Origin of the sequence: Paenibacillus sp. FSL H8-0332 (genome assembly GCF_037963835.1) — a bacterium.
GTDB lineage: Bacteria > Bacillota > Bacilli > Paenibacillales > Paenibacillaceae > Paenibacillus_AQ > Paenibacillus_AQ rhizoplanae.
Genome location: NZ_CP150145.1, coordinates 982,688 through 1,009,135, shown reverse-complemented (window position 1 = coordinate 1,009,135; position 26,448 = coordinate 982,688). Strand labels below are relative to the sequence as shown.

The window sequence follows — 26,448 nt, the reverse complement described above, 5'->3', positions numbered from 1 at the left end:
ATAAGTGATCCAATCAAGACTTCAATTCGGCTAACCGGACCACCCGTCCTGTCTTCGCCGAGAGATTCGCCGCCTCCATTAACCGGGTAAGCTCGGTTGCCGCTTGAATATTGTCAGAAGCAAGTGTGTTGTTCTGGATGTGTGCGACCCATTGCTGGAAAGCGCTCTCCCGATTGGCCAGCACAGGCGTATCGTTCCAGGAAGCCCCTTGATCTGCCGCTTGGGTACTTCTCACTAGCAGCTTCTCTTCAGGCGTTCCATATAATAGAGTTCCTTCCGTTCCATGCACTTCTATGGTAAAAGGTGAGTAGCTATTCACGAAGCCGGCTTCCACCACACCGATCGCTCCCGAATCGGTATAGAGCGTCGCTACTGCGTTGTCTTCCACTTCCTTGCCCGTCACATATCCGAAGCTCGCACTTACTCCGGTCACCTCTTGACCCAGAAACAGCCTGGTCAGATACATGGGATGACATCCCAGATCAATCAAAGCCCCGCCCTGGCATTGCTCCAGGCTATAGAAATGCTCGGGAAGCCAGTTGGCCGTTGCCCCGTTATGGGATAAACGGACTCTGACATAGGTGATCTCCCCCAGCAGTCCCTGGCTTAGAATGTCTGTAACCGATAACGTATAACCGTCATTTAGCCGTGGCAGGGACACGGTTAGCTTCACTCCATGGCCCTCGACCTCTGAGAGGATTTCGTTCACCTCACTCAGCGTTGCAGCTACAACCTTTTCGGTGAAGATATGCTTGCCTGCTCTGGCCGCCGCAATCATGACCTCCCGGTGCATATGGGTTGGCGCGTCGACAATCACGGCATCGATATCCTTCCGGGCAAGCAGGTCATCCAATGAATCACAGAACGGGACATTCAAGCTCTCTGCCGCCTTCCTGCCCCGCTCCGCATCCTCGTCCCATACCGCAGCAATTTCCGTATCGCCATGCTCCTGAGCCTGCTTCGTATAATCCCAGGCATGTACATGCCAAAAGCTGATCTTGCCAATCCTAATGCTCACTCGCCTGCACCTCCATATACATTATTCTGACATCACCTATAAAGTATCATATAATAAGCAGGATTTTTAGTAGATAAATGCGACATCGATTATATGGAATTACGACATCAGACAGGGAGATCGTATCATCCAGAGATTCAGCCACTCCCGCTGGGTGGACGCAAAAAAGGAGCTCAATATGAGCTCCTTATGTGTTAATTCAAGAACGGAGAGAGAGGGATTCGAACCCTCGCACCGCTTACGCAGTCTAACCCCTTAGCAGAGGGTCCCCTTATAGCCACTTGGGTATCTCTCCAAGTAATGGCTCCCCGAACAGGACTCGAACCTGTGACAACTCGATTAACAGTCGAGTGCTCTACCAACTGAGCTATCAGGGAACATTAACATGAACAAGGATTAATTTATCATGATTCTACAGGTTAGTCAAGCGGGGAGCGAGAGATTATGAGATCGTTTACAACTTGCCCCGGCAATTGACAAACCCTCTGCTTCGCAGGATAGTTAATTCATCTAACCCCAAGGAGGCCGACATGAGTAACAAGATAGAACCACCCAGAATCCCAGATCCCGGGCTGCTTACGCCGCAGGACATTCACACCCTTGCTTCCAAAGACGAATTCAGCCGCTGCCTCATTGAAGGAGCGCTCATTGAATATCAGGAGGCTACCCGGGTAGCCTTCGACAAGACCCTTTTCAAAAACGTCACCATCACGGAATCCTCGCTGCAGCGCATTGAGCTTACCGATGTGATCTTCGACCATTGCGACCTGTCCAATGTAGATTTCAGCGACGCCTTCATACACCGGACCGAGTTCAGGGATTGCCGCTTGATCGGCACAGACTTCACCAGAGCGCGGTTTCAAAATGTATCCATTACCGGATGTATCGGGGAATTCGCGGTCTTCCGTTTTGCCAACTTCAAAGGGGCCTCCTTCGAGCGCAGCTCGCTGGTCAGCGCAGATTATTACCAGTCCACCCTGAAAGACCTGTATTTCTCGGAATGTAATCTGGAGCAGGCCACGCTGGCAGGATGCAAGCTGAAGGGCGTTGACCTGAGCGAGTGCGAGTTCACCGGCCTTCTAGTGGATCTCCAGGATCTGGAGGGCTGCATCATCTCTGCGGAGCAGGCGGCTTCTTTTGCCGGACTACTAGGTCTGGTTATCAAAAATTAAGTAGCCGGACCCGCGCCCGCTTCTAACGCAACCAGCTTCAGCTTGCCGGAGCATTTACCGCAGCGGTAACGCCCGGGATCGGCTCTGCGCTTGCGCAAATATTCGGTGGCACAGGTAATGCATACCAGCTTATACCGGTAAGGCTGCGGCTTGCGGGCCTTGGCTCCCGGCAGGGTCTGACAATACCGGCTGCCGCCGACGCGGGCCAACAGTGTTTTGAAATCGGTATCCCGGTGCATGTAGCCCCGCTTCGCCAGATGCAGATGGTAGTGGCAGAGCTCGTGCTTGATGATTCGCTCCGTCTCCTCCCGTCCGTACATCGCCAGCTGCTGGGGGTTAATCTCTATATTATGGCTCTTGGTAAAATATCGTCCGCCGGTTGTCGTAAGTCTACTGTTAAAGCTCGCCGTATGTCGGAAAGGCACGCCAAAGCTGCTCAGCGACACCTGCTCGATCCACAGCTGCAGCTCTTCGTTGCTCATACTGTTCATAGCGTTCCTTCACGGTCCTCTCCTTAAGAAAATCAGATCTCTACTTGAATTGTAACTTGCCCATGGGCTACACTGTCAAGAAGGAAGACAAGTTCGGAGGGAGAATGAAAGATGCCGAGAATGCGTTACGTAATTATGCAGCAGGATCAGGAACTGCTATTCGTGGAGATGCCGGAGGAATATGCTTACCAGCTAAGCGCCCTCAATCTTCGCCTGAACAAAGAAATCGACAAGCTGACCGCCGAGAATGTTCCAGGACTGCCGCTGGCTGTTGCCGAATGTGACAATCTGGAGCTACTGCGCGAAGAGCATCACCTGGAATCGGGGCTGGCGTACATTAACCGGCTGGAGCGCGCTTTTGCCTCCATTCAAGAGAAGGAGTATCCGCTAATCTCATTACTGACCGAAATCCGGGCGCTCCAGGCACAGCTTGAACAGTGGTATGAAGAAGAGGAAGAACGGGTGCAGTAGCGCCGGTTCCGAGCGGCTTTGTGAAATTCGGCTTGGCTAACCGAAACTAACCGTGCACCTTTGGGCGTATTCCCCCATATGCTATCTATACATAGGAAGCATGCAGAGGAGGGGTACCCTTGCCACAATGGCTTCGCCAACAGCTCATGAAGGCCTATTTCAAGAAGGACTGCCGTCAGATTAGACTGCTGAACGAATGCTGGTTCTTTTACCGGAATACCGCCGATTCCCACGAAATGATGCAGAAGAACGTATAACGGTTATGTCAAAAAAAGCCGCGATCCCCTGAGGGGTATCGTGGCTTTTTGGCGTGAATCCGTCCAAGTCTGCACTGGGCAGCCGGCTTATTTGAACATCGGAAATACGTATTTCACCAGGAAAAACAGAACTCCGAAGGTGATTATAATGTTTAATCGAAACGGCGGGTGCCCGGCCAGGAGCCTTGCAGCTTGCGGACCAGTACAATCTGACCCGTATGATAGGCATCATGCAGAATCAGGCTCATGACCTCTTCGCCCGGTGCATGCCCGGAGCCGCCCCATTCATACGCGCCTTCCTCCAGAGCTACAATAATCTCGCGCAGCGAGGCATGAATCGACTTCAGCTTGTCTACCGCCTGCTGCCAGTCCTCTTCCCCGCTTCCTGTTACAGTGAATGTAGCATCATTGCTCTCCAGATCAGGCAATTTCTCCATTCCCTTGAGCTTACGCAGCAGGCGCTCCTTATAATAAGTCAGGTGATTGACATTCTCCCAGATGGAATTGCCCGCAGCTCCCTCCGGCTTCCAGCTAGCCTGCTCACTGTTCACAGCATCAAGCGCAGCACTAAGCGGCGGCTGCCAATCCTCTACATCCATCACATAATCCCAGTTCTCGACCAGCACATCGCTGATTTTATTTTCCATCTGTATCCCTCCTGTAATTTGTGGGTGTACATGCCTCGGTAACGACCAAACAACCCGAATAAAAGTTACATGAGCAATGTAACATATTTGGCGGAGCGGTTCAAGTAACTAGCATAACTTATTTTTAACTGTTACAATCAAAGGAAAGGTAACGCGAAAGGACAGATGAAGCTTGCTGTGGGTAGATTTCATGAACAGCTATTGGCGGAATTGGCGGACTAGTGACCGGAGCACGGACCAGGACCGGCTGGAGGACCCCAAGTGGCTGGCGGAATGGCTGGCGGAGCACAAGCTGCCGGCGGCAGCTCCTCCCCGGCTGGCGGAGTTGGAGCAGCTCAAAGGACTGCGCGGATTGTTGTGGGACGAGCTACAGCGGCTGGTCGCGGGAGAATCTCCGTCTACAGCGCTGCTTGCGCAGCTCAATGTATACATGAGCAACGGGCCGGTTGTTCGCCGTGTGGTCTGGACGCCCGCAGGTGACGCAGAGATCTCCCTCCAGCCGCAGGGTGCGGACTGGGGGCAGATGATGGCGGAGATTGCCGCCTCTTTTGCGGCTGCGCTGCTGGAGAAGGAGTCCTCTCGCTTCCGCATTTGCGGGAATCCTGACTGTCTCTGGGTCTATTACGACGATACCCGCAACCGCTCGAAGCGTTACTGCGACGACAAGCTGTGCGGGAATCTGATGAAGGTCCGGCGGTTCCGGGCACGCAAAAAAGCAGCGGAGGATGAAGCTGCAAAGGAGTAATCTACACAGCGTTCTGCTGGGTCAGCGGGGTCAGCGTAGTATTTTTGCCGGAGTGCTTGGCCGTATAGAGGAGATTATCGACTTCTTCGAAGAGCGTTTCTTTGGTGGTGCCTTCGGCATAGCTCTTGAGGCCAATGCTGACAGTCACCGCCCCGTTCTCCATCTCTTCATGGAACGTCTCCGAGAGCTGGTGGCGTATCCAATCCATGAGCGTATAAGCCTCCTCGAAGCTCTTCTCGAACAGCAACACCGCAAACTCCTCGCCGCCGTAGCGGGCAGCAATGTCTGCCGCAGAGAGATGGTCCTTGATGATCTGCGCGACCCGGGCCAGCACCAGATCCCCCATACGGTGTCCATATTTATCGTTAATTTGCTTGAAATTATCGATATCCACCAGCGCAAGATGGAACGGGGCGCCCTGGCTGCCGTATTCCAGCGCTTTTTCATAGAATTCGTGAAAAGAAATATGGTTATACAGCCCCGTCAGTGCATCGGTGGTCGACAGCTTGCGGATCACCGCGTTCTCGATCATCAGATCCTGCTTGGCCGTTAAGGTAGCTTCCAGATCGCTCGCCAGCTCACGCCCGTTAATGATAATAATCCCCGCGACCAGTGTGCCGACCAGCAGGAAGAGCGGGATCGCAATCAGATCGAAGTCCGTGAGGTAGTACTTGAACATGTAATCCCAACGATAGAGAATGAAAAACGCAGCCGCCTGCAGGGCAGACGTAAACAAGGTCAGATCCAGCCGAAAAAAGATCGCCGACGCCATAATCGGCAGCAGCATCAACGCCCCGATAATCCGGATATCCATATTCAGATGAATAATCATCATCGCGATAATCGTCCCCGCCACAAACAGCAGCACGAAGGAATACTTCGGTGCCGCAACATCCACCAGCTGCGTCAACCCGACCACCGCACTCATCAGCAGCGTCGGATACAGCAGCACATCATAGTAGAACTCATGCGCTCCCATGGGATACGGCAAACATACAAAAGACCCCAGCTGGGCCAGGAAATGCAGAGCAATCACCAGCCAATACGTATACAGAAACCGCTTGACCCACTTCGCCTGCCGGTGCGCAGAAGTCTCCGAAGGGCCCATGTAATCTCTCAATCTCAACGCTCTCACCTGTTGCCCCCCGATTAAATTCACACATAGGATGTACACATTGCTCCTATTCTAACATGCCAGGGTCCGGGTCGGATACTCACTTGTGGGATATGTACGGGGGGGAAGGGGGAAGCATCTGAGGGTATGAGGGCGATTATTCTTCGTTCGATTTCAATTCATGCTCCTGCATACGGAGCGCCTCCAACGAGATAAAGATTCTCCTGATCGCCGCCGATTTCAATCCATGCCCCTAGATGAGGAGCGACCCTCCACACAACAATTGGGACCTGATCGGCTGGCTATTTCAATCCACACTCCCGTGTAGAGTGCGACCCAGAGTATATCTGGGCACCTATCATGGATTCCATTTCAATCCACGCACTCGTGTAGAGTGCGATGGCGGAAAACAGCATAACCTATGCCTTTCCCATATCGTTTCACTTCATTTCCCATCATACTATATCAGAAGAGTATGAATCACGCCTTGACATATTATAAATATTCTCAATCCTTCAGGGATTCGACAAATTCCGAGGTGCGAAACCCCCGGGGATTTCATGGGAGCTTGGCATTCGCACCGGCTCTCTTTTTCTATTTTAATCCATCGCAAGTAAATATGCATATCTATAAATCTCTCAATATTGTAGCCTTTTTGTTGTGTGCAAGGTATTACATGTTCATCAAGCCATTCGATATAATACTGGTGGTGAAGGTAACTATTTCGAGGAAATACATGAAGAGGAAGGGAATCTGACTCAATGCAAAAACTAATAGTAAGGTCCATAGGTGTTATCGCACTTTTAAGTGGCATAATGGCGTGTAATGATCCCGCTCAACTTCAAACTGCGGAGGCAAAAGCAGCGCCAACCCATAGCCCAACACCATCAGCCAAAGCATATAACATTAATGCACTAATTCCGGCAGGTTGGCACATTCTAGAGCCTGTCCTGGGAGAGAAGGCTATCGCCAAAGGAGATTTGAATAAAGACGGGATCTCAGATCTCGCAACGGTCATTGAGAAGGATACGGTTAAGGACGAGGCGTCTCCACGGTCACTCTTAATCGCATTTGGCGGAAAAAATAATACGTATACCCTATCCATCATCGCCAAAAATGTCATTTTGCGGGCGGATGAGGGCGGAGTTTGGGGCGATCCTTTTGAGAGCATTACTATTAATAGGGGATCTGTCCTGGTTAGCGATTATGGGGGGAGCAACTGGAGATGGTATAACAAATATAGATTCCGGTACCAGGATCAGGATTGGTTTTTGATCGGTTACACGAGCGGTAGCTACTTTACAGGAGCAACCACCATGGATCAAGCGGACGAGGATGACATTAACTATCTGACCGGACAATTTATAGAGCGGCGAACGGACGAACAAGGACATACCACAACGAAAAAAGGAACTCAGAGGAAAAAGCCTTTGATCCGCCTAAAGGAGTTCAACCCGGAAAATTTGCAATAACCGAGGGACCCTAGCGAAACAAAGCGGACAACGCAGCTCTACTCAGGCGTGGTCCGCTTTATTGTGCTAACTAACCATTTTGCCGCTTCCAGAAGGTCTTTCGCAATATAGTCTGGTGCTGCTTGCTCATACCACAGGTGACGGTACTTATTCAAAGACTGCAGCCCCCAGCCTGTCTCTACCAGAATTCTTATGGCCCCCACTGCTGCGGCCGCAAGCATATCGGTTGAACCCACATCGCCAATCACAGCACACCGGGTTAAATCTAATCCATGATCGGTTGCCGCTTGCAGAAGCATCCCAGGTTGCGGTTTGTGGCATACACAGCCGTCTTCAAGCTCATGAGGACATATGTCCGTAACTGTCAAATTCATTCCTAAAGTCTAATTCTGTAGCAAGTCCTTTAGATATGTTGTGTTGGTTCGTTAGGGCGATGATTGGGATTTCATGTTTTTTGAATAATTGCAATGCTTCTAGTGAGTATGGAAATAATTCAAAATCCCGGGGGTGGATGAAATGGCCGTTCCCGCCCAAGGTTCCATCGCGATCGATAAATACAGCTTGAAGGGTCACGCAGACTCACCTCTAGATTGATCATTTACTAATTCCCAGTTAATCATCCCGTTCTCTATTCCAGTTCGTGTAAAATTCAATTTCTCCAGAACTCTGATAGATGGAGTGTTATCGGTAAGGCACTCGGCCACAATTTTTTGGACTTTTTTTGAAGATAAGGCCCTTTCTATAATAGCTCCTACCGACTCAGTGGCTATCCCCTTATTATGCATATTTGGAATAATGCCAAACCCCACTTCTACAATCCCTTGATGATCAGGCTTTCCCTTAAAGCCAATGTCGCCGATAATTTGATTATTATCCGTTAAGGTTACAAACCATACACCCCAGCCCGACAATTCTGGGTCTCCTTTAAGCTTATCTAAATAGTTGATGATATGATTTCTGACAGAATACGTTTCTGATACTTTTATGTAGTTTTCTTGGGTAAAAGCAGTAATGCTGAGTCGTTCTGTCCGGATGTGCATAATAAATTCCTCCTCGTAACTGGCTGCGCATGGAATAATTATACAAACGAACATCTGTAAAAACCAGGTGGAAGTTGAATAAAACTAAACTGCACTGCCCTTAATATGAATGAATTTTTCATCGGCGATAGTCATAGTGATTGGTGTACATTACGAGAATGGGGCGTAACAGAAAGGGACTTTTAATTTACGTGCTCTACACACAATAAAGCTTAGTGAGCAGTAGACGCATACGGCGCAGTAAAGATGATATCTATATAGAGTGAACTGAACTTAATCATCTACCCTGCCGAATTGGCGAATGCCTTGTTCCGAAGGCGTTATGTATCGCTTTATGCTCTATTCTTAAGTTCAGCTTATATAGTAACCTATTTCTCTTTTGGAAGAAGTAATTCTCTTATAAAGGCGCCAACAAAACCAGAAAGAAACACAATTACTACAATATTTAGTGATTTATCAAGTACTGAAGATGAAAAAATTACTCGAAAGCTCCTTGTTATGATGGTTATTACAAATACTAAAGACATAGTAATAAAACCTGCTCGGGCAGATATTTTCAATTCACTCATTCCTTTCGAACGAAGTTACCAAAAAAGTATAAATTTAGTCTAACATAAGATGGCTATGTATTGCACAGTACGAGGACACTGAGCCGTAGAAGTAAAAAGAGCCCGTTTTCAGGCTTCAAAATTTATCTGGATTTTTAATTCTAATGGAGGCTACTTCTCCGCACTTTTTACAAAATGTATAGATAACCGGGGAGCCAAAGGAAAAGGTTTTACCGATCGGCATCACTCTAGCATCCACTGCATTCACTTCACCTTTTACAAAGGTAGTACTTCCACATGCTTTGCAAGTTAAATTCTCTTGATTCATCATATATTAACACTCCCACCAAACGTAGTATGTGCCTAGCAGCTCTGTAAGCTGATTAATCATACCGAGGCAGTCTTGCGAATACTCAGTAGTTACAACATCTTGAATGAGCGGCATTGCGAGATAGAGCTTACTCAATACTGCCGTTTCCACTGGAAAAGCAGGCTTTGCCCGCGACACGCGAATTCGCCATGATTCCATGAGTAACTGCTCATACTCTTCCCGTGTGTCTGGATCACTACAAAGCAACTGCTCAATATGCGTATCCGTCATGATCGGCAACTTTGCTGCTTCAATTTCATCCTTATGTACTAAGCGGCCAGCCAGTTTCCTCATTATCGCGTTTACGCCGATATTAGCCGGGGAAGCGTGCATACGGGCTTCTTCCCATATAAGCTCAGTGATACGCTTGCCGGCTTCCAGTGTGAAATGGAGATTTTCATTTCTATAGCTCATCGCTTCTAAAAGTTCCCCAGTCGAAATAGTCAGATAACCGCCGACAAATGCACTTCTGACCCAGGAGTCCAGGTGATCTGCATGAAGAATTCCGTCCTTGTTCCTCAATAGGCTCCGCTTTGATCCATCTATATAGTCCATAACATCAGTTGTACGAATATTCGCACGGGCTAGGATGTCAACGATCTCCTGTGAAAACACGGCCTCCCGAGTCCATTCATGATGATCCACGCCTGGAAGGGATTCTAGTGTATGACTAAAAGGCGCATGCCCGATATCATGCAGCAATGCAGCTGCCCGCAACGTATGATTATCCGGCTCAAAATGCGCTGTAAGCGCAAATACACCCAACGTATGCTGTAAGCGGCTGTAGGTATGGTGGGTATTAATGAAAGAAGCTCCGCCATGCCGAATGTAATGAAGCCGCCGCACCTTCTTGCTTCGGAGCAGCGCTTTTTCTTCATCGGTGAGCTGAATCTGTAACTTCCATAGAGGTTCATAAATTTCATCTAAAGCACCATCAAGTCTTAACCGAAAGTCCATTCCAAGGTTTCCTCCTGGGTTCTCCTTTATTCTTCAACCTCAAATATTGAATCAATGATGATTGGAAGATTGTCTCTAACCGAAACAGCTCCAAACACTGATCGTGCATGGACACCCTTTTCTCCGAAAACATCCAGCATAAGATCAGAACAGCCATTTAACACTTTATGATGTTCTTCAAAATTAGCAAAATTTCAATGATTATACTACCCTATGAGGTAAGGATCAACAATCAGTCTAGCAATGCTTCAATTGCTGACTGTATTTCAAATGGCTCCGTCGTTGTTTCGTATCTACCCTGTACTTGTCCGTTCCGATCGATTAGAAATTTTGTGAAATTCCACTTGATCCCATGCCCTGCGTATAGGTCAGGATACTTTTCTTGCAGGAAATTCTGCATCCATTTACCGTTCACAGTCTGGGTATCGAAGCCTTGAAACGGCGCTTGCTTCGTTAAAAATTCAAATAATGGATGCGGGTTCTGCCCCCTAACCTCAACCTTCTCAAATAACGGAAATGTCACTCCAAAGTGTCCCTCACAGTATTCCTGCACTTCTGAGTTGTTCCCTGGCTCTTTCTCATTGAACTGGTTACAAGGAAAACCGAGGATTTCAAAACCCTGCTCTCTGTGATTGTCATAAAGCTTCTGAAGATCAGCGAATTGGCGAGAATAACTGCACTTACTGGCTGTGTTTACAATAAGGAGTACTTTTCCAAGGTATATTGATAAATCAATGGTCTTCCCGCTAATCTTGGTTACCTGAAAATCATATATAGACATCAGATCATTCCCCTTCGTTATGATAAACACATCATAGGTTGTTATCTCTTATTGGTCTAATATATAGATGCAATTATATTTATAGGAAGAATCAATATACCATCCGCAATCGAATACTAATTCGTGGTCATACGCTTATTTTCTGAATCTTCGAGCGGGATATATAATATACCGGACCCATTATTTCGATTTTGCCGTCTTTTACACGAATCGCGCTCTCCTGCTCTGCCGCATATACATCGATCTCCTCCGATAAGGGGAACAGGTAGCCTTGAACGAACGAGGTGTAGTCGCGTTGCGAGTGTGATTCATAGGCAAAAGGATCAAAGCCCAACCCATTCTGAATCGTATCTATTTCAACTGTATGGGCGGCGTTACGCGAGGTTACCCATTTGGCAGACATGTTCAATGCACCGGCGCTGGCCCCCAAGATAACGGCTTTGCTGTTCTTAATTACATCCGTTAATTCATATTCCGCCAAAACCTTGTTCTGCTGAACAGGATCTCCGCCGCTTAAAAAAATGACCGAAGCGTTCTGAATCCATTGCCGGGCCTCTTCCTTCTGCATGCGGTAATCGATGAAATGATACTTATCAAACATAAGATTAGCCTGTTGGAGCCATGTCCATTCCGTTATATCCTCAAAGTTAATCTGCATGTCTTCATAATTAGACGGTTGAGCGCTAATCATAACAAGCGATTGTCTGTCTTGTAGATCCTCCTGCAACCACTTAACCAGCTTTTCTGGGAAAAAATCATTAAACCAACTGAAATAGTAGTGAGTACTCAAGCTTCATTACCTCCATATGTATGATTTGCCCCGTTAAAGCAGTTTAATTTAGCTTCAGCTGTCAGCATGGCGCTGGTAAGTCTCCGATGATTCCCGTCATGCCGGGCAAGTGTTCTGAAATACAGGCTGCGCACCATATTTTTCCCGTTCACTCTGGCAACTCTCTGTGCGCGTGTATCCGGCCATTCCGTACACTGCGCCAAGCTATGAATCCAGTCGGCAATCTCCTGCTGTGGTAGCAGCGATTCACTGATCATCGTGTCCACAACGTTAGCCATACGTTCGTCTTCCTCCTCGTCAAAAATCCGGACACCGTTATGCAGCATTCCTGTAATCGCCATAAGCACCTCGTGCTGCACCTCAATGTCACTTTCCTTATAGCGGATCAGCTCCTCCAGGGCATCTGCCCCGTGAGCTGCGGCATGAGCCCAGCCTTCGGCTGCCAGATAACCGCGCAGGTCCTTCTCCTCCTGATAGTAGCGAAGCAGCGAGCGCTTTAGATGCTGGAAGTCTTTTGGCGTCAAGAATGGTTGAATCCTGTCCCGTTGCATAATAAGAGCGATCGGCAGAACCGCGAATGCCCTGGTGAGTACGCTGTGGTCATCCACGCTTCCAATACGGTAGAACAAATACCGGTCGTCCATCAGGACAGTCAATAGATGCCGCATTTCCTCATCTGTGAACTTCTTATCGCGCTTCAGCCATATGTAAAAGGTAGAATAAATATGCTCACGAAGCTCAGGCTCCGGGTCACCAATATGCCGCAGCATCAGATCGGTAAAGTCTTGGATGCTTTCTCCCTCTCGCAGGATATACTGTTCTTCCTCCAATCTGTGCAGCTTGTGTATCAGTTCTGTCCGCGTGTCCTTCGTACCCCGTTCATTGACATCTTCGTCCAAAATGCAGGCTTTCATCTAGTCGGTTCACTCCTAACCTAGCTATAACGGCATTATGTATTTCTCCCGCCGATATCCCTACTATAAAACACAATGACTGACACCAGGGCGTCAGTCATTGTAGGATAGAAGCATATTTTGCATATATTGCTGCAGCTCCGCCCGTAATTCACGAGGCTCCAGCAGCTCGCACTCCTTGCCGAAGCTTAGAATGAATTTCAGCAGGCCCTCCTCATGAGGAAAAATATCCGTAACGAGATAGAAGCCATCTTCACCCCGGCTAATCTTCTCTTTCTCAAAATACTCGGTAAGCTGTGCGCCAATTCGCGAAGTGAATCTGAGCACAACCTGTATGCCCGCCTGCGAATAATTGTGATCAATGACCTCGGCAATCCGCGCATCCGGCACATCTCTTTTTGCAAAAGACAGCCCCAGCTCCAATTGCCTGATCCGCACAAGCTTGAATCTGCGGTAGTCGTTTCTGACCCGGCAGAAGCCGATCACATACCAATGGCCGTGACGAAAGTCAATCCAGCCCGGCTCGACCGTTCGCTCCAGGTATTCCATATCCCTGTTGATATAATCGAACACCAGCACCCTGTTATCCGTGATGGCCTTGCTGATGATCCCAAGGTACTCTTTAATCTCCTGTTTCATACTGAAATGGGACAACTCCAGAGTCAGCTTATCCTGATTGGACTCCCGCCTATAGGTATGTTCGACTTTTAGCAGAATGTCATTAAAAGCTTCGTTCCGGCCAAACAAGCCGTGTAAATTCTTCATTACAGCTACAAACGTATGAGCTTCATCCCGGTTTAAAAAGAGGCTGCTTATATTATAGCTGTCCATAATATAGTATCCTCCGCCCTTACCGCTGGTTGATGCAACTGGTATGCCGGCTTCGCTTATTTTCTCAATATCCCGGTAGATCGTCCGCAAGGATACCTCGAAATGCTCGGCAAGCTCCTTGCCCGTTACCGTACCTTGACCGGAGATGATCAGCAGCATGGAGAGTAATCGATTGACTCGCATGATTGGTGTGTGACGCTAAGGAACGTCTCCTCCTCTGGGTGGGATTTATGTTAGCTTAATCACTTCATTGAGAGCTTCAGCAGAATAAGTCTGTTTGCCCCCTATGGTACGGTGGCTTAATTCCGCTTATATCATGATATGTCTTCGTTCAATGCCAGCCACTGCACCGCCAACCCGAACCTGATTGATTTCACCGCTCTCGCTTAGGCGAAGTCCTGCCCTGATCTCAGAAGGACAATCCATCGAATACCCTTGCCTGAACATGACATTCTCTACTTCCCGCAAGGATCGTTGGCCATGTTGGTACAAATAGCTGAGCAGGGCACCGTTGGATGTTCCTGTCGCGCTCTCCTCGGGAATATCGTACAGCGGCGCAAAATTCCGGCATTCCGCAGCAGCATCGTCTGGAGTATCCATCGTGAATAGATGATATCCAACTACATCATATTTTTCGCTGATGGCGGTTATGGCATCAAAATTTGGCTGAACCTTATTCAAGAGCTTCCTGCTGCGGATCGGGATCATAATGTCCCGCAGTCCCGTCGAAACAATCTGGATGGGCAACCCGGTTTTCAGATCCCCGGCTTCCATCCCCAAAGATGGGGCGATTTCCTCACAGGATATCTTTTCAAGAAATTGTGGTAACGCCTGTGACAAATAAACAAGACCCTCGGAGCTAATATCGACATCCAGAATCCCCGCCTTAGTTTCAATCGAATAGGAGGTCCCTGCCTTTGACAAACCCAGCGAATGCATTAGCCCAAACGCAGCAATCGTGGCGTGTCCGCACAGATCAACTTCGCTGGCCGGGGTGAAATAGCGGATTTTGTAATCCGCAAGCAGGGATTTTTCCATAAAAGCCGTCTCCGAAAAGCCAAATTCCTTCGCTATGAGCTGCATTTCGGCAGCATCCAGAGAAAGGCCATTCTCCAAGACAACACCTGCTGTATTACCGCCACGCCCCCCTTTCGCAAACGCATTTAACGTATACACTTCCACATTCATGTTCTGATCGTCCTCTCTTTATCTTCGAAAACTGATGTGCGTAACCGCAATCTTCTCTCTATAACGTCTTAATAGTGCCATTCTTCTTTTGCAAGCAGAACAGTTAATTTCTTGCCCATCCTTTCGCCTGCTCCCGGACCAATGAGAGAAATGCTGCCGCCGCCGGCGACAATGCCTCCTGCTTCCGGGTACAGACGGCAATCGGATTTAGCAGCGAAGTGCCGTTAACCATCACACGCTCCACTTCCCCGCGTTCCACATTGTCCCTTACCGCCAGGGAGGAGATGAAGATGGCTCCGTAGCCCGCGATGACGGCCCGAACCATCTCGTTCACCCCATTAAATTGTAGACCTACCTTGGGAGGACTCACGTTCAAAGCCCTACATAAAGAGAAGAGACGCTCCCGGGTAGAACTTCCCTCTTCACGCAGAATGAAGGGAACCTTCATCATTTCCGCTAAAGTAATTTCCTTTCCGCCGTATGGATGGTTTTTCGGGACGATGAACCAGAGCTCATCCTCCAGAAGCTGCTCCCATTCAATACCCGGTTGCTCCTCCCAGCCGCCTCCATATACGGCTACCTCGGCATCGTACTGTAGCAGACCCTCCACCGCTTCCCGAGAATTCGCAGTATTCAAGACCACCTCCACGGAAGGATGCTCCTGCTTGTAGAGTGCCAGCCATTCCGGCAGCAGCAGATTGGCGGGCAGATAGGTGGCGACAATCCGCAGGATTCCGCTGAACCCGGCCTTGTATTCACGGACTGCCTCATCCAGCTCACGCTCCAATGCAAACAATCGTTTGGCATGACTGGCCAGCATCTGTCCCGCATCGGTCACTAGAATGCCACGCCCCTTGGGGGCTAACAGCTGTATGCCTAATTCCTTCTCCAGGTTGCGTACCTGGGCCGTAACCGCAGGCTGGCTGATCCGTAGTTCCTCCGCAGCACGGGTGACTCCGCCTTTTTCAGAGATGGTGTGAAATATTTTAAGGGCATGAAGATTCATAAGATGACCTGCCTCCTACATCAAAATTGATGAAGAACGAAATTATATATATTTTTCTGATGAATCATTATGCTTTATTGTAAGGATAAAGGAAAATTTTCACAAGATTAAATAATTTATCGATGAAGGAGAGAATTTCATGAGCAAAACAAAAATCGTCTGTACCATCGGCCCCTCCAGCGAAAGCCTCGAAATGCTCCGTAAGCTGATCGAAGCCGGTATGAATGTCGCCCGCCTGAACTTAGCTCACGGTGAGCTGGAGGAGCACGCAGAACGCATCCGCCATATCCGGGAAGCAGCCAAGGAACTAAACCAATATGTGGCCGTCCTGCTCGACATCAAAGGTCCGGAAATTCGTATCGGCAAAATGACTTCGGACTACGCGGAATTAGTACCAGGTGAAGCCGTGGTTCTGACCACAGAGGAAGTGCTCGGAACGAAGGATCGCATCCAAGTCACCTACAAGCAGTTGCCCCAAGATGTGCAGCCCGGTAGCAGTATCCTGATCGATGACGGTCTAGTCCGTTTGGAGGTCGTAAAGTCCGAAGGTACCGAGATCATCTGCCTCGTTAAGAACGGCGGCAAGCTGAAGCCGCGCAAGGGCGTCAACGTTCCCGGCATCAAAACCAGTCTTCCAGGCGTAACAGAGAAGGACATCCTGCATATCAAATTCGGTGTTGAGCAGAATATCGACATCATCGCTCAATCCTTCGTCCGCAAAGCTGCAGATATTCTCGAGATTAAACATATTCTGAGTAAACACAAGGCCGACCATATCCAAGTCATCGCCAAAATTGAAAATGACGAGGGCTTGGAGAACCTGGACGCCATCCTGAGCGTAGCCGACGGACTAATGGTTGCCCGCGGCGATCTGGGCGTGGACTTGCCGGTGGAAGATGTGCCGCTGGTTCAAAAAGACATGATCAAGAAGTGTAATCTGGCCGGAAAACCCGTTATTACCGCCACTCACATGCTGGAGTCCATGCAGATGAACCCGCGTCCGACCCGTGCAGAAGCAAGTGACGTTGCCAACGCTATCTTCGATGGTACCGATTCCGTCATGCTGTCTGGTGAATCTGCCGCAGGTAAGTACCCGCTGGAGTCCGTCGAGACTATGGCCCGCATCGCCGCCCGCGCTGAGTCCGTCCTGGGGAGCTACGGCCGCTCCAACTGCAAGAGTAACGAGACTGGCACCAACGTGACCAGCGCCATTGGCGAATCCGTTGTTCGCACTGCCCTCGCGCTCTCCGCCAAGGCTATTCTCGCCCTGACCGAAAGCAGCTTTACCGCCCGGATGATCGCCAAGCACAAGCCCGCTGCACCGGTCATCGCCGTATCCACTAAGGAGAGCGTGCTGCATGCCCTTTCCTTGACTTGGGGTGTAATTCCGCTGCTCCGCGACGAGTCTGCTTCCAGCACAGATGCAGCCATAGCAACCGCCGTTGAACTAGCAAGGTCAGCCGGATACGTACAAAATGGCGACTTGGTCCTCATCACCGCCGGTGTCCCTGCAGGCTGTACCGGAACCACTAACCTGCTGCGGGTTCACCGAGTTGGGGAAGGGGATTTGAATATGGATGGAAATTCAGATTTAGCAGCGGTACAGCGGAGAACGGACGAACATGGACCTACCACAGCGAAGAAATAAAGCGGGGGCCACTGTCTTGCTGACTACCTTTTCACCGGATTAAAAATTCAACTCACAATCCTTATGCTCCCATACATCAAATAGGTTCCCATCCAGATCCTCAAAAACAAAAAACTTGCCGTAAATACCTTCATCGCTAATGGGTCTAGCCGTAACTCCCTCAGATGTTAGCCTCATATGCAACGAGTCAATATCATCTGTAAAAAATGTTACAACCCACCGGGGCCGTCCATTCACCTCAAAAACCGCTCTAGTGTCATTATCAGATTCAACTAGATCTATGATTGGACGGTTATCCCGGAATAAGCTTAGATAGTTTCCTCTATCGTTTCTAATGTTGAAGCCAAAGTGATGGACAAACCACTCTGCAGATTTTTTTATATTTTTAACCGGAATTACATTATATGCGATTCCTAATATTTTTCCGTTTACCATACTATCAATCCCCAAAATTTATTTTTCTTTTTCTAATCAGTACCTCAAGAATTACAAATTATGTACAACCAAACTCGTTCTGCACAGTAATGAACTAACATCCCAGTTATCGTAAAGAGCTAATCTACTACGACCCTATCGCCCTTACTTATAGGTTGAGAAATCACAAGAAATTCTATCTCATCATTTGACTTGTTGAACATTTGATGAGTTACCAACGGAGCCACTTCTACTCCCTCTTGTGAATTGAGTGTAATCTCATCGCCTTCAATCTCAAGGGTCGCTGTACCAGTTAAAACAAAGAAAAATTGACGTGATTGCTGGTGATAGTGCTTTACTTCAGAAGTATGTGCCGGCATTTTTTCATGAATCACACTTAAATCTTGATTCTTTACTAAATGCCAACCATCGCAATTGTCGCCCCAAATATAGTGTTCAGCACTGTGTTTACTTATTTTCATTTTTGTAGCTCCTCTCACGATAATGAAGTAATTTTAACATGATTTTATTAAGCAAACCTTACTCCAGCCTATTAGAACCGCGGATTGCCCCCGATCAAATCTTTGGTTATTGGATTAAAAAACATTGTAATCGGTCCCAGTAGGCCGTTCATTTCCGTATCAAGTTGAACGGATACAACAACATCTAACTTTCTGTCATCCATCCAATAGCCAACGTTTTTTCCAGACTCTAGGATCACTTTGGCTTTCTCTTTCGGCGTGGTTAAAGTGCTTCTTTCCTTGTCTGAGATTTGGGCCCAAGCTAGATTCCGAAATTCATCTTCATTTTTAAGTTTGTCATAGTGGAAGACATAATAGTACCAGCCGCCGCCTAGATTCTTATAGTCATTCACATAGTTGAATTTCGAAGGATCCCCTTTGGCCATCTCTGGTAGGCTGAGGTAGGTTATGCCTTGTTGATACAAGTTGTCTTCGGCATCAAACAAAAAGTCAATACTTTTACTAGGGGCATCATTTAAGGAGGATATCCTCTTTACAATACCTTCTCGAAACAATGTTTGAGCGATTTGTTGAATTTCAGGGTCCTGGATGTTCTCGATGGAATAATCTTGTTGAAGTATGACAGGCCGAGTCTGGAACACTTTTTCATTCTCTAACAGATAACGGCCTAGAATATCAAAATCTTCACGACGGTTTTCAAAATATTCAATAACCCTAGTCTCTGGACGCTTCAACACTTCGCTAACGTTCAAGGGAATAATGAAGTCACTTGCCGTAACATGCTCCGTGCTCTTGCTGTTCAAGCCAGCACATCCGCATACCGCCAATGCCAAACAAATTACAACTGAAATGAATTTCATCGGCCAAAGATTCATATTGCGGCCCTCCATTAAGACAAGAGTTGTGAATTTATGTCACGAAATGGCTTCTAGGTGGTGTTGTAACATTGATGCTCACCTTAGGTATGACGGTTGCAGGGAGCGGGCTTCCTGTATATGATTTCTTCAGTTTCTCTATGGTCAGTATCTATGTGTTCTCGAAATCTACTCTCATTAAATGTAGTTATACCTGCTTTTGTATGCTGCTGGTACCAGGCATCATAAGTGTTCCCGTGTTTTTCAATACCTACTACGCAAACCTGCCCGTAAACTCAGTGAAGTTATCCACACCAGAGCAATATGTACAATGAACTTTACTCCTCAACCTCAAATATCGAATCAATAATGATGGGAAGATTGTCTCTAACCGAAACAGCTCCAAAGACTGAACGGGCATGAATACCTTTTTCTCCGAAAATATCCAGCATCAGATCGGAACAGCCATTAAGCACTTTATGATGCTCTTCAAAACTGGCGACCGCATTAACAAAGCCCTGAATTTTAACGACCCGTTTCACTTTATCCAGTGTATCTAAAGCTGTTTGTAGTACAGCCAAAATCTCAATCCCCGTTTGCCGGGCAAACTCATAACCTTCTGCGGTGGTATACTCCTGACCTAACTTACCTTTAGGCGTACCAGCAGGCCCCTTGCCTGAAACGAACAACAACCCGTTCACTTTTACGTAATTTGCGTATTTGGCTGCCGGTTCGCTTGCATGGGGGAGAACGATTCCTAATGTTGCTAATCTACTAGCCACTGTTTGATCAGCCATTTTTCAATCTCCTCACTCATTAGATTTGGAAAAATTAAAGCAAGGTATCAGGGTGTGCCGTACTTCTCTACAAATTCTTTGATTAATTCATCCCTTTTTTCTTTTCCAACAAGAATCCAAGTTTCATTTTGAAGCCGAGTTGATATTAACATTTTTGCAGTATTAATCCTTAAATTTTTACCTAAAGGCGTTAAGGCCAGAGAACAGAAAAGTATAACCAGGATTGCAATTCCTAAAACCGTTCATTTTAAATTCATGATTCTTCCCTTCCTTCGTATGCCGTTCTATGTACTTAAGCAAGTAAAGTCAAAGATATTAACACTTTAAACCACAGCGGTTCCCTAATAAATTGATAATACATGAATTTTAACGCTTTCATGGCATCCTATCCTCTACGTTTGTTCAGCCTATCTTATCGCAGAGAACACCGAATCAGGTTCTACCACCGCTTAACCCAAATTGGCTCCAGGTTAGAGTAACCCAAGGCTTGCAGCAGCTCCCAAGCGTTCTTTATCGTATGCTGCTTTCCTTTGCGCCACAATTCAGGCTGTTCCCGTTCTATGTAATGTATTATCTCGGAAATATGCCCCGGTTTGCCTAGATGAATGGTGGTATGGGAGTTGTTTTTGTATGCTGAAATATCATAAAACTCCCAGGAGGTGTGACGATCCTCTTCAGGTGGAGTGACTGCGAAAATGAGCGTGATTTTTGTGGTTTTATCTTCCTTGGGTGAAATATTTAACGTGAGGCGGGAACCACCCACATGCCAGTATACAAAAGGCCGGTCTTGGACGGTTAGCTGTCTGATCTGAGTTTTTACCGTAGGACAATCCCCCTCATTATATCATTGTTGCTCTTAACATATTAAGGAATCACCGTCGTCCCAATCCCATTAGTAAATAGGGTATCTATCAGCTTGACCAATTCTTCCGACGACAGATCTTTGTCATTCCGTATCCACAGGCGAAACATCGACATTAGTGTGGATATGTAAAACTCAATGATATAGGGTGTTAAAGCTTCATTTGCCGGAAGGTCGACAATTAATCGCTCAAAAGGAATTTCTCTTTTCAGATGTTCGATAAAATGAACAGAACCATAGTCGCCCAAGAGGGCTTTCAGGATTGAAATTTCCTCTGCATTCTCCAGGCATTGAAGTGCATCTTGGAAGGTATGTGTGGAGAACTCTCTGCTTGCCATTTCCTCTTTAATGGATCTAAAAACACGCTCTTCCACGTAATCCAACAACTCATAGATATCCGTAAAATATTGATAAAAGGTACTGCGGTTATATCCTGATCGCTTAGCGATCTCTTGGATGGTTATTTTTTCAATGGGTTTCTGGCTATATAAATCGCAGAATACATTGATGAAGGTTTGTCTTGTTTTATCCGTAATTTCAGGTTGCTTATTCATTATTGGCCTCCAGGTTCTGTACACCGATTACACGACAGATTTTAAAAATCTGATGGTTGATGGTCCTATAGCGCTTCTATACAATAAATTATACAACACGTTGTTGGATAATCAACAAGGATTAATATATAGGCTCAGGAGGCTAATATGAGAATTTTATTTTTCGGCAGAGGTGTCATATCGGTCCAGTATGCTTGGGCGATGGAACAGGCAGGGCATACCGTGGAATTTTACGTTAGAGAAGGGAGGAAAGAAACTTTTGGAAGCAGCATTAAGCTTGAAATGTGGGACGCACGAAAGGGGAAGCAGCTCATAAAAGAAAGCTGGAACGTCAAACTCCATGAGGAAATTCGACCAGATTATGATCTCATCATTGTGAGTGTCAACACGGAGCAGCTTCCGGCAGCAGCACAACTATTATCGACTACTGCCGGGAGCACGCCTATCCTCATCTTCAATAACCTTTGGCAGGATTTGAAATCATCGATCTCGCCCCTGTCTATGAACAATGTGGTCTTTGGATTCCCGGGAGGCGGCGGTGGCATTGAGGACAACAGGCTTAGAGGCGGCTTTTTAAAAATGCTGTTTCTGGAGCAGCCACGGGCAGGCACTGAAGCTATTAACAACAAGGTCAAAGTGCTATTGGAAAGTGCCCATTTTAAAATTCGTTGGATCAAGGATATGCAAAACTGGCTATGGAATCACTTTGCCATGAATGCGGCGATGGAGACCGAGGTGTTGAGACGGGGAAGTTTTCCGGCAATCTTGGATCATAGCGACTCCTTCGCAAATGTTGGCAGGAATATGAGGGAGATTATCCCGGTAATAAAAGCCAGAGGCGGAAAAGCTGATGCGACTTCTCTGCTGCTGACTAAGATCCCGCCGGCACTTCTCGGCACACTGTTTAACAAGCTGGTTTTTGCAAAGAGCAGCTTGCCGCGCCTTTTCATGGAATACAACAATAGCAAAGCAGGCTTTGCGATACATGAAGTTGTGCGGGAAGCGAAAAAGTTAGGTATAGCTTTGCCTCGGCTTGCTGCGGCTTTGGAAAACAGTGGACAACACAAAGTAGAGGTATCAGGATAGGAGTGGTTTAAGCTATGTATTGAAACAGAGTAATTCTGAGTTCAATCCACGCACTCTACACACGTAGAGTGCGACTGCATCCAAATTAACAAATACATAAACACAAAACACTGCAAATAAGCCGGACCGCATACTTATGAATGCAGGCCGGCTATCTCTGTTACTTTAACTTGACTAGGGCCTCGGTATGGTGCTCTCTCTCGCTCTCCCAAGTGGACTCAGAGGGCCTTATTTCGCGAAAAATCCAATTTTCCCAGCATTCGCGGACTACAGGGCTGTTATTGATGGATATGCCGCCTGAAAACGCCTCGCAGAGAGACAATAAGCGCACTACAGTCCGCCTAGCCGCAAAAAACAAGGTTTGTTTAAAAATAACGGCCCTCAGGTCCGCGAAGGAGCATGGAGCAGCAGAGTTGGGTAACCAGACGGGTTCGCTCCCTCAACAAGCGTATTTCTCAGGAGCCTTACGCCGCCGCCCCTCCAATCCCCCCACGAAGCGCCTCATTCCGCCCCCGCTCCCCCATCAAGCATTCATCAACACCTGAATGCGCTCCACATCCTGGCTGAATTTCTTCGCCAGGCGGGCTTTGCCGAGGTTGGACTTCACGATCTTCTGCATCCGCTTGTCATCCGTTACTGCGAACTTGGCGAGCATGCGGAAGCCTTGCTCGGGGGCGCGTTCCACAAAGACGCTGAGTGCGTACTCCAGACCTTTGGAGAGGACACGGAATTCTTCCGCACCGTAGCGGGTCTGACCGGCGGCAATCTGGTCCAGGATCTCCTCGGACAGCTCCAGCGCATACAGGACATTAGCCTGCTCCTTCAGCATCGGCGGATGAGCCAGGGCAGCGACGAAGGCCCGCTGTTCCAGCGCGTTAGCCGTGCCTTTCATGCCGTCGAACAATGCCCGGAGCACGCCGAAGTCCTGCTCCCCGATGCGCTGCAGCGCCATCGCTGCCGCCTCGCGCATCCGCCAGCGGGCATCGTTCATCGCCGCCCGGCAGCGCTCCAGAATGATCTCCTGGCGGGCAGGCTCCGCATAGCGGTAATAGCTGCCCATCGCCTGGAGCGCGCAGAACGGCAGGAACTCGCGGGGATCATCCGTAGGCGCTTCCGCCTCTGTCTTGCCCGTCCACTGCACAAGCAGCTCCCAGGCTTCACTTACGACCCAATCCGACGCGAAAGCATCCGCGAAGGTGGAAGCTGCGCCCAGATTCGCCCGCGGTCCCGGCAGATTCGACTCGCCGAGCAGACGCTGCTCCAGCTCCGCATACTTCCCGGCCTCCTGAAGATCGCCGTAGAATACATTTTTACTCACTTTACTGTTCATTTCAGTACCCCTCCATCATTTTGGAAAAGCCATCTTGATCTGATCCTCGCAGAACTCCTTACATACATTGTTGCCCCAGAACAACCCGTGGAAACGCGTGAGCGCAATCGTGTCCTCGCGGATCTCCACCAGCCCTTCCTTCACGAACTTGTCGAACAGCTCCGGGAAATGCTCCTCCGGGAAAACGCCGAATTTGCGGCGGAACTGCTGGCGGTCAATCGCTGTACGGCGCAAGCCCATCGCCAGGAACTGGTTGGGCAGATCCTCTGCCTTCACTTCGTAGCCTAAAGCAATGGGGAGGTCGCCGGATGTAATCTTTTTCACATATTCAGGGAGTAATTTAACATTCTGGTAGGCATAGCCGCCCACATCACCGAACGCACCCAGCCCCACAGAGAGCAGGTCCAGGTAATCGTCGAAATGCTTGCGGCTATACACATGATGGCCTCCCGGCCGGACGAAATCATACGTGGATTCCACCGAATAGCCCTGAGACTCCAGATAACGGCAAGCCTCTACATACATCTGCTGCTCCAGCTCAAGTCCGCCGCAGGCCGGAAGCTCACCGCTGGCAATGCGCTTCGCCAGACCGAAGCCGGGAATGATCTTCAGCGGAAATAGTGTGACATGGCCGATCTCCAGCTCCACTACCTTCGCCAGATCCTCCAGCCATTCCTCCATTGTCTGACCCGGCAGATTGTACATCAGGTCCAGGCTGACGTTCGCGATACCCGCCTCTCTGGAATCCTGAATACTCCGCAGTGAATCCTCACCGGTCTGAAGCAGCCCGAGGCGTCTGCCCAGCTCATCGTTGAACGTCTGCACCCCGAGACTGATCCGGTTCACCCCAAGCGCCTGAAGCAGCTTCAGCTTGGCAGCGGTGAACGAGGCGGGATTTCCCTCGAATGTGATTTCTTCGATATTATGCATAGGCAGTGTAGCTTGTAGCTGCTCGAAGAGTGCGGTGATCTCTTCCTCGTCCAGCACGCTGGGCGTCCCGCCGCCGATATAGAGCGCCTCCACTGAGCAATTGCGGATCTGCGGCGTCATCCCGTACATCTCCAGCTCGCGGAACAGCGCAGCCAGATAATCCTTACGGGCTCCCTGCTCATTGAACGCCTTGGGGTACGGGCAGAACGGGCAGATGGAGTCGCAGAAGGGAATATGTACATAGACCAGCTTGGAGCTTGCCGCGGCTTGATTCAAGTTCATGAGAGACGGCAGCTGTTTGCTGTCCTCTGGCGACACCGGAGTGTTCCCCATGGGATAATGCCCTATCCCGATCTCCCGGAACGGGTACACAGGCTTGTTCATTCTATCAAGTCCTTCCTCCAATTGAATTCATAAGCATATCCTTATAGATGTGGCGTGATACGGACAGGGCATCGGTGAGCAGGTCAGCGCTGTAGTCCTTGGACTGGTAATAGGCCGGAAAAAGCAAGTTATCCTCAGCCTGGATCACCTGCTCCTGTAGAGCGATATTGTAGAGTGCGGTGTGAGGGTAGACACGGATGCCTTGGCTGGCCAGAATATACACAGGGTTCAGCTGATTGACCATCTCTACCGTCTCCTGCACCGTCTCCACATTCTCTCCCGGACCGCCGAACAGCAGCGATACCGAATAGGGAAGCTGATAGTGCTCCAGCAGGCGTCCCAGCTCAACAAGCTGCTCCGGGGTGAATTGCTTGCCCATCCGCCGAAGCATCTGCCGCGAACCCGAGTCGGCCCCGATGTCTACGAAGCGGCAGCCGGTCTCCTTCAGCGAGCGGATCAGCTCCTCAGTAATATGGGCCGGAGTCAGGGCGCAGCTCCATTCCAGCGAGGGGCTTGTGCGGCTGATCAGCCTGCAGAACTCCACCGTCTCCTCCACCTCATGATTGAACACCCCGTCTACAAAAGTAATATTATGCACCTGATAGTCATTCTCCAGGATCTTCATATCTTCGCTGAACTGCTCCGCAGGAATCCGGCAGGCGCCGGAATTCATGTAGCCCTCCGAGCAATAGATGCAGTGCCGGCTGCAGCCTCTGGAGGCCTGATAGCCCATCGAGGCTTTTTTGATGCGGGGGTTTGGGATAAAATACTGCGGAGCGAACAGCGGCTTAGGCGGAATACGGCTGTACACCGGATGATAGGCGGGATCTGCATTACGTACCGTACCTGTCTCCGGGGCCTGCCCCCGCTCAATCTCACGGGCCAGCCGCACCGCTTCCGCTTCGCCCCCGCTCCCCTTGATGCCGTAATCCGCCCCCAGCTCCTTCACCAGCTCGCCCGGCATCACCAGCATTGCAGCCCCGCCAAGCAGTACCTTGGCTGAACTGCAAGTACGGCATACCTGCATGACTTGCTGTAAGAAAGAGAGATAGCTCTCCGGCTGCTGGATCACCTGATTATCGATATTGCGCACCGAGAGGCAGATCAGATCCGCTCCAGTGACCCGCAGCTCCTCGCGGAGTGCCTCCAGCGGCTCAGCCACAAAGGCCAGATCCAGAAAGCGTGTCCTGAATCCGGCAGCGGTCAGAGCCGAGTAGACCATTCCCGCTCCGACGGGAAGGACCGGCAGCGGCTTCAGCAGTGTATTCGTAGACACCACCAGTATTCTCATGCTT

30 protein-coding genes, 2 tRNA genes and 1 pseudogene are annotated in these 26,448 nt (G+C 48.9%); 7 read left to right on the top strand and 26 right to left on the bottom strand.

Going from position 1 to position 26,448, the window contains the following annotated elements:
- Positions 1 to 13 precede the first annotated feature (13 nt).
- The 3 genes from NST43_RS04405 to NST43_RS04395 form a co-directional block, all read right to left on the bottom strand.
- Complete coding sequence (locus NST43_RS04405; protein WP_339222787.1) at positions 14 to 1,018, bottom strand: Gfo/Idh/MocA family oxidoreductase; 1,005 nt, start codon at positions 1,016 to 1,018, stop codon at positions 14 to 16.
- A gap of 206 nt (positions 1,019 to 1,224) precedes the next feature.
- Positions 1,225 to 1,313, bottom strand: a tRNA-Ser gene (locus NST43_RS04400).
- 6 nt (positions 1,314 to 1,319) lie between these two features.
- Positions 1,320 to 1,395: transfer RNA gene (locus NST43_RS04395), tRNA-Asn, on the bottom strand.
- A 153-nt stretch (positions 1,396 to 1,548) separates the two neighbouring features.
- Between NST43_RS04395 and NST43_RS04390 the strand changes: the two genes are divergently transcribed.
- The gene (locus NST43_RS04390) at positions 1,549 to 2,190 is read left to right on the top strand and encodes a pentapeptide repeat-containing protein (protein WP_339222785.1); all 642 of its coding nucleotides are present in this window, start codon (positions 1,549 to 1,551) and stop codon (positions 2,188 to 2,190) included.
- Here the strand turns inward: NST43_RS04390 and NST43_RS04385 are convergent.
- Complete coding sequence (locus NST43_RS04385; protein ID WP_339225332.1) at positions 2,187 to 2,672, bottom strand: SprT family protein; 486 nt, start codon at positions 2,670 to 2,672, stop codon at positions 2,187 to 2,189. The genes NST43_RS04390 and NST43_RS04385 overlap by 4 nt on opposite strands.
- 120 nt (positions 2,673 to 2,792) lie before the next feature.
- Here NST43_RS04385 and NST43_RS04380 point away from each other — a divergent pair, with 120 nt between their 5' ends.
- Positions 2,793 to 3,152 (top strand): hydrolase/acyltransferase, encoded by a 360-nt coding sequence (locus NST43_RS04380; RefSeq protein WP_339222784.1) that lies wholly within the window; start codon positions 2,793 to 2,795, stop codon positions 3,150 to 3,152.
- Between the two features lie 119 nt (positions 3,153 to 3,271).
- A complete protein-coding gene (gene cmpA / locus NST43_RS04375) occupies positions 3,272 to 3,409 on the top strand; it encodes a cortex morphogenetic protein CmpA (RefSeq protein WP_209991675.1) in 138 nt (45 codons plus the stop codon).
- A gap of 152 nt (positions 3,410 to 3,561) precedes the next feature.
- Here the strand turns inward: cmpA and NST43_RS04370 are convergent, their stop codons facing one another.
- Positions 3,562 to 4,056, bottom strand: coding sequence for a DinB family protein (locus tag NST43_RS04370; RefSeq protein WP_339222782.1), 495 nt, complete (start codon positions 4,054 to 4,056; stop codon positions 3,562 to 3,564).
- A gap of 172 nt (positions 4,057 to 4,228) precedes the next feature.
- Between NST43_RS04370 and NST43_RS04365 the strand changes: the two genes are divergently transcribed.
- Complete coding sequence (locus NST43_RS04365) at positions 4,229 to 4,801, top strand: CGNR zinc finger domain-containing protein (RefSeq protein ID WP_339222780.1); 573 nt, start codon at positions 4,229 to 4,231, stop codon at positions 4,799 to 4,801.
- Between the two features lies 1 nt (position 4,802).
- Here NST43_RS04365 and NST43_RS04360 read toward each other — a convergent pair whose 3' ends face one another.
- The gene (locus NST43_RS04360) at positions 4,803 to 5,909 is read right to left on the bottom strand and encodes a GGDEF domain-containing protein (protein ID WP_339222778.1); all 1,107 of its coding nucleotides are present in this window, start codon (positions 5,907 to 5,909) and stop codon (positions 4,803 to 4,805) included.
- 767 nt (positions 5,910 to 6,676) lie between these two features.
- On the opposite strand from NST43_RS04360, the gene NST43_RS04355 reads away from it, so the two are divergent.
- Entirely contained in the window at positions 6,677 to 7,387 is a 711-nt protein-coding gene (locus NST43_RS04355) for a hypothetical protein (protein ID WP_339222776.1), read from the top strand.
- A gap of 38 nt (positions 7,388 to 7,425) precedes the next feature.
- On the opposite strand, the gene NST43_RS04350 is transcribed toward NST43_RS04355, so the two are convergent.
- The 11 genes and pseudogenes from NST43_RS04350 to NST43_RS04300 all read right to left on the bottom strand — a co-directional run bounded on the left by NST43_RS04350 (position 7,426) and on the right by NST43_RS04300 (position 15,812).
- Complete coding sequence (locus NST43_RS04350) at positions 7,426 to 7,686, bottom strand: HAD hydrolase-like protein (RefSeq protein WP_339222775.1); 261 nt, start codon at positions 7,684 to 7,686, stop codon at positions 7,426 to 7,428.
- A gap of 270 nt (positions 7,687 to 7,956) precedes the next feature.
- Entirely contained in the window at positions 7,957 to 8,427 is a 471-nt protein-coding gene (locus tag NST43_RS04345; protein WP_339222774.1) for a GNAT family N-acetyltransferase, read from the bottom strand.
- A 684-nt stretch (positions 8,428 to 9,111) separates the two neighbouring features.
- Positions 9,112 to 9,306, bottom strand: a complete 195-nt coding sequence (locus tag NST43_RS04340) for a hypothetical protein (protein WP_339222772.1) — start codon at positions 9,304 to 9,306, stop codon at positions 9,112 to 9,114.
- Positions 9,307 to 9,309: 3 nt separating this feature from the next.
- Positions 9,310 to 10,302, bottom strand: coding sequence for an HD domain-containing protein (locus NST43_RS04335; protein ID WP_339222771.1), 993 nt, complete (start codon positions 10,300 to 10,302; stop codon positions 9,310 to 9,312).
- A 26-nt stretch (positions 10,303 to 10,328) separates the two neighbouring features.
- Positions 10,329 to 10,487 (bottom strand): annotated as a pseudogene (locus NST43_RS04330) (RidA family protein); the annotation flags it as partial.
- Positions 10,488 to 10,534: 47 nt separating this feature from the next.
- On the bottom strand, positions 10,535 to 11,083 hold the full coding sequence (locus NST43_RS04325) for a glutathione peroxidase (protein WP_339222770.1): 549 nt from the start codon (positions 11,081 to 11,083) through the stop codon (positions 10,535 to 10,537).
- A 127-nt stretch (positions 11,084 to 11,210) separates the two neighbouring features.
- A complete protein-coding gene (locus NST43_RS04320) occupies positions 11,211 to 11,873 on the bottom strand; it encodes a Type 1 glutamine amidotransferase-like domain-containing protein (RefSeq protein WP_339222769.1) in 663 nt (220 codons plus the stop codon).
- Positions 11,870 to 12,787: a DUF2785 domain-containing protein gene (locus tag NST43_RS04315; protein ID WP_339222768.1), complete on the bottom strand. Its 918-nt coding sequence runs from the start codon at positions 12,785 to 12,787 to the stop codon at positions 11,870 to 11,872. The genes NST43_RS04320 and NST43_RS04315 overlap by 4 nt, the downstream gene beginning before the upstream one ends.
- A 93-nt stretch (positions 12,788 to 12,880) precedes the next feature.
- Positions 12,881 to 13,801: a YafY family protein gene (locus NST43_RS04310; RefSeq protein ID WP_339222767.1), complete on the bottom strand. Its 921-nt coding sequence runs from the start codon at positions 13,799 to 13,801 to the stop codon at positions 12,881 to 12,883.
- Positions 13,802 to 13,927: 126 nt separating this feature from the next.
- Positions 13,928 to 14,806, bottom strand: a complete 879-nt coding sequence (locus NST43_RS04305) for a PhzF family phenazine biosynthesis protein (RefSeq protein ID WP_339222766.1) — start codon at positions 14,804 to 14,806, stop codon at positions 13,928 to 13,930.
- Between the two features lie 103 nt (positions 14,807 to 14,909).
- Positions 14,910 to 15,812 (bottom strand): LysR family transcriptional regulator, encoded by a 903-nt coding sequence (locus NST43_RS04300; RefSeq protein ID WP_339222764.1) that lies wholly within the window; start codon positions 15,810 to 15,812, stop codon positions 14,910 to 14,912.
- A 139-nt stretch (positions 15,813 to 15,951) separates the two neighbouring features.
- Between NST43_RS04300 and pyk the strand changes: the two genes are divergently transcribed.
- The gene (gene pyk, locus NST43_RS04295; protein ID WP_339222763.1) at positions 15,952 to 17,460 is read left to right on the top strand and encodes a pyruvate kinase; all 1,509 of its coding nucleotides are present in this window, start codon (positions 15,952 to 15,954) and stop codon (positions 17,458 to 17,460) included.
- Between the two features lie 39 nt (positions 17,461 to 17,499).
- On the opposite strand, the gene NST43_RS04290 is transcribed toward pyk, so the two are convergent.
- The 6 genes from NST43_RS04290 to NST43_RS04265 form a co-directional block, all read right to left on the bottom strand.
- Positions 17,500 to 17,895 (bottom strand): VOC family protein, encoded by a 396-nt coding sequence (locus NST43_RS04290; protein ID WP_339222762.1) that lies wholly within the window; start codon positions 17,893 to 17,895, stop codon positions 17,500 to 17,502.
- A 119-nt stretch (positions 17,896 to 18,014) separates the two neighbouring features.
- On the bottom strand, positions 18,015 to 18,356 hold the full coding sequence (locus tag NST43_RS04285; protein WP_339222760.1) for a cupin domain-containing protein: 342 nt from the start codon (positions 18,354 to 18,356) through the stop codon (positions 18,015 to 18,017).
- Between the two features lie 71 nt (positions 18,357 to 18,427).
- Positions 18,428 to 19,231, bottom strand: a complete 804-nt coding sequence (locus NST43_RS04280; RefSeq protein ID WP_339222759.1) for a hypothetical protein — start codon at positions 19,229 to 19,231, stop codon at positions 18,428 to 18,430.
- A 317-nt stretch (positions 19,232 to 19,548) separates the two neighbouring features.
- On the bottom strand, positions 19,549 to 20,007 hold the full coding sequence (locus tag NST43_RS04275) for a RidA family protein (protein ID WP_339222758.1): 459 nt from the start codon (positions 20,005 to 20,007) through the stop codon (positions 19,549 to 19,551).
- Between the two features lie 439 nt (positions 20,008 to 20,446).
- Entirely contained in the window at positions 20,447 to 20,770 is a 324-nt protein-coding gene (locus tag NST43_RS04270) for a hypothetical protein (protein ID WP_339222756.1), read from the bottom strand.
- Between the two features lie 101 nt (positions 20,771 to 20,871).
- The gene (locus NST43_RS04265) at positions 20,872 to 21,423 is read right to left on the bottom strand and encodes a TetR/AcrR family transcriptional regulator (protein ID WP_339222755.1); all 552 of its coding nucleotides are present in this window, start codon (positions 21,421 to 21,423) and stop codon (positions 20,872 to 20,874) included.
- Between the two features lie 147 nt (positions 21,424 to 21,570).
- Here NST43_RS04265 and NST43_RS04260 point away from each other — a divergent pair, with 147 nt between their 5' ends.
- Complete coding sequence (locus tag NST43_RS04260; RefSeq protein ID WP_339222754.1) at positions 21,571 to 22,509, top strand: 2-dehydropantoate 2-reductase N-terminal domain-containing protein; 939 nt, start codon at positions 21,571 to 21,573, stop codon at positions 22,507 to 22,509.
- A 523-nt stretch (positions 22,510 to 23,032) separates the two neighbouring features.
- Here NST43_RS04260 and NST43_RS04255 read toward each other — a convergent pair.
- From NST43_RS04255 to NST43_RS04245, 3 genes are read right to left on the bottom strand one after another with little or no spacing between them, the layout of a single operon-like run.
- Entirely contained in the window at positions 23,033 to 23,839 is an 807-nt protein-coding gene (locus NST43_RS04255) for a hypothetical protein (RefSeq protein WP_339222752.1), read from the bottom strand.
- 15 nt (positions 23,840 to 23,854) lie between these two features.
- Entirely contained in the window at positions 23,855 to 25,153 is a 1,299-nt protein-coding gene (gene hemW, locus NST43_RS04250) for a radical SAM family heme chaperone HemW (RefSeq protein WP_339222751.1), read from the bottom strand.
- A 4-nt stretch (positions 25,154 to 25,157) separates the two neighbouring features.
- Positions 25,158 to 26,444, bottom strand: a complete 1,287-nt coding sequence (locus tag NST43_RS04245) for a radical SAM protein (protein WP_339222749.1) — start codon at positions 26,442 to 26,444, stop codon at positions 25,158 to 25,160.
- Positions 26,445 to 26,448 lie beyond the last annotated feature (4 nt).

Coding starts and splice junctions, on each gene's coding strand:
- NST43_RS04390 (WP_339222785.1), top strand. CDS start 1,549: ATGAGTAACAAGATAGAACCACCCAGAATCCCAGATCCCGGGCTGCTT.
- NST43_RS04385 (WP_339225332.1), bottom strand. CDS start 2,672: ATGAGCAACGAAGAGCTGCAGCTGTGGATCGAGCAGGTGTCGCTGAGC.
- NST43_RS04380 (WP_339222784.1), top strand. CDS start 2,793: ATGCCGAGAATGCGTTACGTAATTATGCAGCAGGATCAGGAACTGCTA.
- NST43_RS04370 (WP_339222782.1), bottom strand. CDS start 4,056: ATGGAAAATAAAATCAGCGATGTGCTGGTCGAGAACTGGGATTATGTG.
- NST43_RS04360 (WP_339222778.1), bottom strand. CDS start 5,909: ATGGGCCCTTCGGAGACTTCTGCGCACCGGCAGGCGAAGTGGGTCAAG.
- NST43_RS04355 (WP_339222776.1), top strand. CDS start 6,677: ATGCAAAAACTAATAGTAAGGTCCATAGGTGTTATCGCACTTTTAAGT.
- NST43_RS04350 (WP_339222775.1), bottom strand. CDS start 7,686: ATGCTTCTGCAAGCGGCAACCGATCATGGATTAGATTTAACCCGGTGT.
- NST43_RS04345 (WP_339222774.1), bottom strand. CDS start 8,427: ATGCACATCCGGACAGAACGACTCAGCATTACTGCTTTTACCCAAGAA.
- NST43_RS04340 (WP_339222772.1), bottom strand. CDS start 9,306: ATGATGAATCAAGAGAATTTAACTTGCAAAGCATGTGGAAGTACTACC.
- NST43_RS04335 (WP_339222771.1), bottom strand. CDS start 10,302: ATGGACTTTCGGTTAAGACTTGATGGTGCTTTAGATGAAATTTATGAA.
- NST43_RS04325 (WP_339222770.1), bottom strand. CDS start 11,083: ATGTCTATATATGATTTTCAGGTAACCAAGATTAGCGGGAAGACCATT.
- NST43_RS04315 (WP_339222768.1), bottom strand. CDS start 12,787: ATGAAAGCCTGCATTTTGGACGAAGATGTCAATGAACGGGGTACGAAG.
- NST43_RS04310 (WP_339222767.1), bottom strand. CDS start 13,801: ATGCGAGTCAATCGATTACTCTCCATGCTGCTGATCATCTCCGGTCAA.
- NST43_RS04305 (WP_339222766.1), bottom strand. CDS start 14,806: ATGAATGTGGAAGTGTATACGTTAAATGCGTTTGCGAAAGGGGGGCGT.
- NST43_RS04300 (WP_339222764.1), bottom strand. CDS start 15,812: ATGAATCTTCATGCCCTTAAAATATTTCACACCATCTCTGAAAAAGGC.
- pyk (WP_339222763.1), top strand. CDS start 15,952: ATGAGCAAAACAAAAATCGTCTGTACCATCGGCCCCTCCAGCGAAAGC.
- NST43_RS04290 (WP_339222762.1), bottom strand. CDS start 17,895: ATGGTAAACGGAAAAATATTAGGAATCGCATATAATGTAATTCCGGTT.
- NST43_RS04285 (WP_339222760.1), bottom strand. CDS start 18,356: ATGAAAATAAGTAAACACAGTGCTGAACACTATATTTGGGGCGACAAT.
- NST43_RS04280 (WP_339222759.1), bottom strand. CDS start 19,231: ATGAATCTTTGGCCGATGAAATTCATTTCAGTTGTAATTTGTTTGGCA.
- NST43_RS04275 (WP_339222758.1), bottom strand. CDS start 20,007: ATGGCTGATCAAACAGTGGCTAGTAGATTAGCAACATTAGGAATCGTT.
- NST43_RS04265 (WP_339222755.1), bottom strand. CDS start 21,423: ATGAATAAGCAACCTGAAATTACGGATAAAACAAGACAAACCTTCATC.
- NST43_RS04260 (WP_339222754.1), top strand. CDS start 21,571: ATGAGAATTTTATTTTTCGGCAGAGGTGTCATATCGGTCCAGTATGCT.
- NST43_RS04255 (WP_339222752.1), bottom strand. CDS start 23,839: ATGAACAGTAAAGTGAGTAAAAATGTATTCTACGGCGATCTTCAGGAG.
- hemW (WP_339222751.1), bottom strand. CDS start 25,153: ATGAACAAGCCTGTGTACCCGTTCCGGGAGATCGGGATAGGGCATTAT.
- NST43_RS04245 (WP_339222749.1), bottom strand. CDS start 26,444: ATGAGAATACTGGTGGTGTCTACGAATACACTGCTGAAGCCGCTGCCG.